Origin of the sequence: Streptomyces sp. SID3343 (genome assembly GCF_009865215.1) — a bacterium.
Classification (GTDB): domain Bacteria; phylum Actinomycetota; class Actinomycetes; order Streptomycetales; family Streptomycetaceae; genus Embleya.
In genome coordinates, this window is record NZ_WWJX01000768.1 from 1 (window position 1) to 6341 (window position 6341).

Here is a 6341-nt window from a genome sequence, read left to right on the forward strand (position 1 = left end):
GTGGTGGGACGACCTGTGGCTGAACGAGTCGTTCGCCGAATACATGGGCTTCCAGATCCTGACCGAGACCACCCGCTTCACCGACACGTGGGTCGACTTCGCCGTCGCGCGCAAGGGTTGGGGCTACGACGCCGACCAACGGCCGTCCACCCACCCCGTCTCCCCGGACCCGGACGCGGTCCCCGACACCGCCTCCGCGCTCCTCAACTTCGACGGCATCTCCTACGCCAAGGGAGCGTCCGCGCTTCGGCAGTTGGTGACCTGGATGGGGGAGAAGGACTTCCTCGCCGGCATCAACATCCATTTCGCCCGCCACAGGTTCGGCAACGCGACGCTCGCCGACTTCATCGACTCGCTCTCGCGAGCCACCGAGCGCGATGTGCACGCGTGGGCCGAGTCCTGGTTGCGGACGACCGGCGTGGACACCCTGACGCCGACGGTCACCGAGTCGCCCGACACGTGGTCGCTCGCCGTCGCCCACCAGGGGACCCGTCCGCACCGCATCGCCGTCGGCGCGTACGACGTCGACCCCGCGGACCCCACCCGAGTCCTCGTGCGCGGCCGCTGGGAACTGGACGTGGTGCCCGGTGACAGCCCCGTCGAGGAGCGGCCCGGCCGTCGCCCCGCCCTGGTCGTGCTCAACGACAACGACACCACCTACGCCAAGATCCGACTCGACCCCTCGTCGTGGGAGACGGCGGTACGCGTCCTGTCGGACATCCCCGACGCGGTGACCCGCGCCGTCGTCTGGAACGCGGCTCGTGACCTGGTTCGCGACGGCGAACTCGACCCTTCCGCGTACCTGGACGCCGCCCGGATCCACCTGCCTCGCGAAAGCGATCTCGCGATCACCGAGGGCGTCCTCGCGTTCGCCCGCACCCAGGTCGCCGACCGCTACGTGCCCGCGGACCGGCGCTCGGCCGCTCACGCGGTGATCGCGGACGTCTGTCGTGCGCTGCTGCGCCGCACGGACGACGACGGCGACGCGGGCCTGCGGCTGATCGCGGTACGCCACTTCGTCGACACGGCCGCCCGGCCGGAAGCGATCCGGGACTGGCTGAGCGACGGCCGGGTCGTCGGCGGGCCCGAACTCGACCCGGAGCTGCGCTGGCGGATCCTCCACCGCCTCGCCGTTCTCGGAGACGCGGACGAAGCGGCGATCGAGGCCGAACTGGCCCGGGACCCCAGCGCGACCGGCCGAGAAGGCGCGGCCCGCTGCCGCTCCGCGCTGCCGACGAAGGAGGCGAAGGAGGCTGCCTGGGCGCGGATGTTCGCGACCGACGACACCTCCAACTACGTCTTCAAAGCGACGGCGCAGGGCTTCTGGCAGCCCGAACAGGCCGCGCTGGTCGCTCCGTACGTCGCGCGCTACTACCCCGAGGCGGTCGCGTTGGCGGGCCGCAGAGGGTCGGCCCTGGCGGTGGCCGCCGGTCGGTACGCGTTCCCGCTGCACGCGGTGGACGACGAGGCGCTGAAGCTTGGGGAGACCTGCCTGCGCGAAGCACGGATGACCCCGGCATTGCGTCGGTGGATCGCCGATCAACTGGACGATCTACGCCGCGCGCTGTCCGTTCGGGCGGCCGGCTCCGCCTCGGTACACGAGGCGGGGAAAGAGGGCACCGAACGGTGAGCCGGAGACGTCTCGAGGCGCCCGGCAGCCGGACGTCGTCACGCGCCCGGCAACCGGGTGCCCCGGGGCCGATACCGGGGGTTCGGATCGATCAGGAATCGAGAAGCGTCGGTCATGGAGCCCCACTAGCGTGATTGCCATGGACATCGCCCCCCGGGGCGATCGGGCCGTCGGGGTCCGGACTTCTCGTCCGGCTTCGAGTGAGCCCGCCCCCATGGAACCCACGACTTCAGGAGCGACCATGACCGGCTCTGCCACCCAGGGAATCAAGACCGTGCTGCACCCCGTGTCCGATCTGGCGAAGGCGAAGGAGGTGTACGCCGCGCTGCTCGGCGTCGCGCCGCAGACCGACGAGTCCTACTACGTCGGTTTCGAGGTCGCGGGCCAGAGCATCGGGCTCGTGCCGGCCGGGGGATCACAGGGCATGACCTCGCCGGTGGCCTACTGGCACGTGCCGGACATCGAGGCGAAGCTCGCCGAGGTCACCGCCGCCGGTGCCACCGTGCACGAGCCCGCCCACGACGTCGGGGGCGGCCGCCTGGTGGCCACCGTCACCGACCCCGACGGGAACGTCCTCGGGCTGCTTCAGGATCAATGAGAGCCCGTATCGACGAGCCCGCCCCACCCCGCCTCCGCGTCTTCGCGGAGACGGGGTGGGGGCGAGCAGGCCCGCCACGAAGGCCGCCGCCGGCGGCGGGAGTCACCGGCTCCCCGGTCCGAAACCGAGCACCACCGGACGTACCGCTCGACACCCGGCGGATCGAGCCAGGCGACCCGACGGAGACCGCCGAGGCGGCCCGCCCGACAGACGGAGACACGATGAGCAAGGCCACCGCAACGAACCCGCAGTCGCCTGCGCCGCACGCTGCCGACACCCACGACCTGATCCGCGTGTACGGCGCGCGCGTGAACAACCTCAAGGACGTGAGCATCGAGATCCCCAAGCGTCGGCTGACGGTGTTCACCGGCGTCTCCGGTTCGGGCAAGAGCTCGCTCGTGTTCGGCACGATCGCCGCCGAGTCGCAGCGGATGATCAACGAAACCTACAGCGCCTTCGTACAGGGCTTCATGCCCACACTGGCACGGCCCGAGGTCGACGTCCTCGAAGGGCTGACCACCGCGATCATCGTCGGCCGGCAGCGGATGGGCGCCGATCCCCGCTCCACGGTCGGTACCGCCATCGACGCCAACGCGCTGCTGCGCATCCTGTTCAGCCGGCTCGGGCAGCCGTACATCGGCTCGCCGCAGGCGTTCTCCTTCAACGTCGCCTCGATCAGCGGAGCGGGCGCGGTCACCGTGGAGCGCGGCGGGGAGACCGTCAAGGAGCGGCGCAGCTTCGCCGTCGTCGGCGGCATGTGTCCGCGGTGCGAGGGGCGCGGCTCGGTCACCGACCTCGACCTGTCCCAGCTGTACGACGCCGACAAGTCGCTGGAGGAGGGCGCGCTCACGGTCCCCGGCTACAGCGTCGACGGTTGGTACGGCCGCATCTTCACCGGCTGCGGCTTCTTCCCCGCGGGCAAGCCGATTCGCACGTTCACCAAGCGGCAACTGCACGATCTGCTCCACAAGGAGCCGACCAAGATCAAGGTCGACAACGTCAACCTGACCTACGAGGGTCTGATCCCGCGGATTCGAAAGTCGATGCTGTCCAAGGACATCGACGCGCTGCAACCACACATCCGGGCCTTCGTGGAGCGGGCGGTGACGTTCGCCGTGTGCCCCGACTGCGCCGGCACCCGGCTCGGCGAGGCGGCCCGATCGTCGAAAATCGCCGGGATCAACATCGCCGACGCGTGCGCGATGCAGGTCAGCGACCTGGCCGAATGGATCCGCGGTCTCGACGAGCCGTCGGTGGCCCCCCTGCTCGCGACACTGCGCCAGACCCTCGACTCGTTCGTCGAGATCGGGTTGGGCTACCTCTCGCTCGATCGCCCGGCCGGCACGCTGTCGGGCGGCGAGGCGCAGCGGGTGAAGATGATCCGTCACCTCGGTTCCTCGCTCACCGACGTCACCTACGTCTTCGACGAGCCCACCACGGGCCTGCACCCGCACGACATCCAGCGGATGAACGACCTGCTGTCGCGGCTGCGGGACAAGGGCAACACGGTGCTCGTCGTGGAGCACGAGCCGGAGACGATCGCGATCGCCGACCACGTCGTCGACCTCGGCCCCGGCGCCGGTACCGGGGGCGGCACCGTCTGCTTCGAGGGCACCGTCGAGGGGCTGCGGGACAGCGGCACCGTCACCGGCCGTCACTTCGACGACCGGGCCGCCCTCAAGGAGACGGTGCGCAAGCCCACCGGCACGCTGGAGATCCGCGGCGCGACGGCGCACAACCTGCGGGACGTGGACGTCGACATCCCGCTCGGGGTGCTCGTCGTCGTCACCGGCGTCGCCGGCTCCGGCAAGAGCTCGCTCGTGCACAGCTCGTTGGTCGACAGATCCGGGAGCACCGGCGCGGACGTGGTGTCGGTCGACCAGGGCGCGATCCGCGGCTCACGGCGGAGCAACCCGGCGACGTACACCGGTCTGCTCGACCCGATCCGCAAGGCGTTCGCGAAGGCCAACGGCGTGAAGCCGGCGCTGTTCAGCGCCAACTCCGAGGGCGCGTGCCCCACCTGCAACGGTGTGGGCGTCATCTACACCGACCTGGCGATGATGGCCGGCGTCGCCACCACGTGCGAGGAGTGCGACGGGAGGCGCTACCAGGCATCGGTGCTGGAATACCGTCTCGGCGGCCGTGACATCAGCGAGGTGCTCGCGATGTCGGTGACCGAGGCCGAGGAGTTCTTCGGCGCCGGCGACGCGCGCACGCCGGCCGCGCACGCCGCCCTCGCCCGACTCGTCGACGTCGGGCTCGGCTACCTCGGCCTCGGACAGCCGCTCACCACGCTGTCCGGCGGCGAGCGGCAACGGCTCAAGCTGGCCGGCCACCTGGGCGACAAGGGCGGCGTCTACGTCCTCGACGAGCCGACCACGGGCCTGCACCTCGCCGACGTCGAGCAACTTTTGGGCCTGCTCGACCGGCTCGTCGACTCCGGCAAGTCGGTCATCGTGGTCGAGCACCACCAGGCGGTCATGGCGCACGCCGACTGGATCGTCGACCTGGGCCCCGGCGCGGGCCACGACGGCGGCCGGATCGTCTTCGAGGGCACCCCGGCCGACCTCGTCGCCGCCGCCTCCACCCTCACCGGCGAGCACCTGGCGGCCTACGTCGGCACCTGACGCGATGACCGCGCCTGCCCCGATTCGTCGCGTCGTCGGTGTCCTTCCCGTCGTGCCTGCCTCTCCCGCCCACCGGGCTCGGTCGCTGTGCGAAACTGGCCCGGTGAAACGGCAGGATCTCGACGACCTCGTCCGGCTGCGGCGGGCCCGCGACCGGATGGACCGCGACTACGCCGAGCCGCTCGACGTCACCGCGTTGGCACGCGACGCCCTGATGTCGGCGGGCCATTTCTCCCGCAGCTTTCGGGCCGCGTTCGGCGAGACGCCCTACAGCTACCTGATGACCCGCCGCATCGAGCGGGCCAAGGCGCTCCTGCGGCGCGGCGACCTCAGCGTGACCGAAGTGTGCTTCGCGGTCGGCTGTACGTCGCTGGGGTCGTTCAGCTCGCGGTTCACCGAGCTGGTCGGCGAGAGCCCGAGTACCTATCGGGCCCGCGGTCACGAACCCGGCGCCGCGATGCCGGCCTGCATGGCCAAGATCCACACGAGACCGATCAGGAACGGCCCGCCCCGGCTCGGCTGAGCCCCGGGACGAACTCCCGCCCCACACCGAACGCGTGGGGGCGAGCGCGCCGCCGTGAGCGGGCGCCGTGACCACTGGTGGCGGCGAGGCTTCATACGGTGATGCGGGCGTGTTAGCGTTTTGTGTTGCTTGGTCGATTCCTGCCCTCCTGCTTTCCTGCTCACCGGGCGGAGGGCAGGTTCAGCTGCCGAGGGGCGGGGATCCGGGCGTGACCACGCCTTCGGTGTCCGCGCCGCGCGGTCGGGCGGGCGGGGGTGGCGGTGCGGGTCTTGGTCACCGACTTGGACGGAACGCTGCTGGGCGGCACGGACTTCGAACGCGGCCTGCTGCGCGCGGTGTTGGCCCGCCACCCCGAGATCGCCGTGGTGTTCGCGACCGGTCGCGGGCTGACTTCGGTACGCGAGGTGCTGCGCGATCCGCTCGTACCGAGGCCGCGATGGGTGATCGCCGACGTGGGGGCAACCGTCGCCGGCGGAACGGGCCTGCGCCCCGTCGCCGACCTTCAGGCGGGACTGCGCGCGGGATGGCCCGGGGCGGCCCGCGTGCGTCACGCGCTGTCCCGGTTCCCCGCGCTGATCTTCCAGGCCGACGTGGTGCAGGACGGGCGATGTTCGTTCTACCTGCGCCCCGAGAATCTCACCGACGAACTCCGGGCCGCGGTGGCCGCGTTGGGATGCTCGTGGGCGTACTCGGCCGATCGGTTCCTCGACGTGCTGCCGGCGCGGGCGAGCAAGGGCGCCGCGGTACAGGCCCTGGCCCGCGCGCAGGGTTGGGCGCCGTCGGACCTGTTGGTCGCCGGTGATTCGCTGAACGACCTGTCGATGTACGGGATCGGCGCCCACGGGGTCGTCGTGGGCGACGCCGAGCCCGCGCTGCTGCGCGCGGTGGCGGCGGACGCGAGGGTGTACTCGGCGCCGCGCGCCGGCGCGGCGGGAATCCTCGCGGCGCTGCGGAACCTGGGCT

Annotated in this window: 5 protein-coding genes; all 5 read left to right on the top strand. The window is 71.3% G+C overall.

The genetic code is table 11. From position 1 onward, the window contains the following. The coding region (locus GT354_RS23310; protein WP_202512196.1) for an ERAP1-like C-terminal domain-containing protein at nucleotides 1-1630 on the top strand (1630 nt) is incomplete at its 5' end. A gap of 241 nt (nucleotides 1631-1871) precedes the next feature. Beyond that, complete coding sequence (locus tag GT354_RS23315; RefSeq protein ID WP_161358321.1) at nucleotides 1872-2228, top strand: VOC family protein; 357 nt, start codon at nucleotides 1872-1874, stop codon at nucleotides 2226-2228. 221 nt (nucleotides 2229-2449) lie between these two features. Continuing rightward, entirely contained in the window at nucleotides 2450-4855 is a 2406-nt protein-coding gene (locus tag GT354_RS23320; protein WP_161358322.1) for an excinuclease ABC subunit UvrA, read from the top strand. Between the two features lie 157 nt (nucleotides 4856-5012). Continuing rightward, nucleotides 5013-5378 carry a helix-turn-helix transcriptional regulator gene (locus tag GT354_RS23325; RefSeq protein ID WP_202512198.1) on the top strand — a complete coding sequence of 122 codons (366 nt, stop codon included), beginning with the start codon at nucleotides 5013-5015 and terminating at the stop codon, nucleotides 5376-5378. A 260-nt stretch (nucleotides 5379-5638) separates the two neighbouring features. Then, on the top strand, nucleotides 5639-6341 hold a 703-nt coding region (locus GT354_RS23330), incomplete at its 3' end, for an HAD family hydrolase (RefSeq protein ID WP_161358324.1).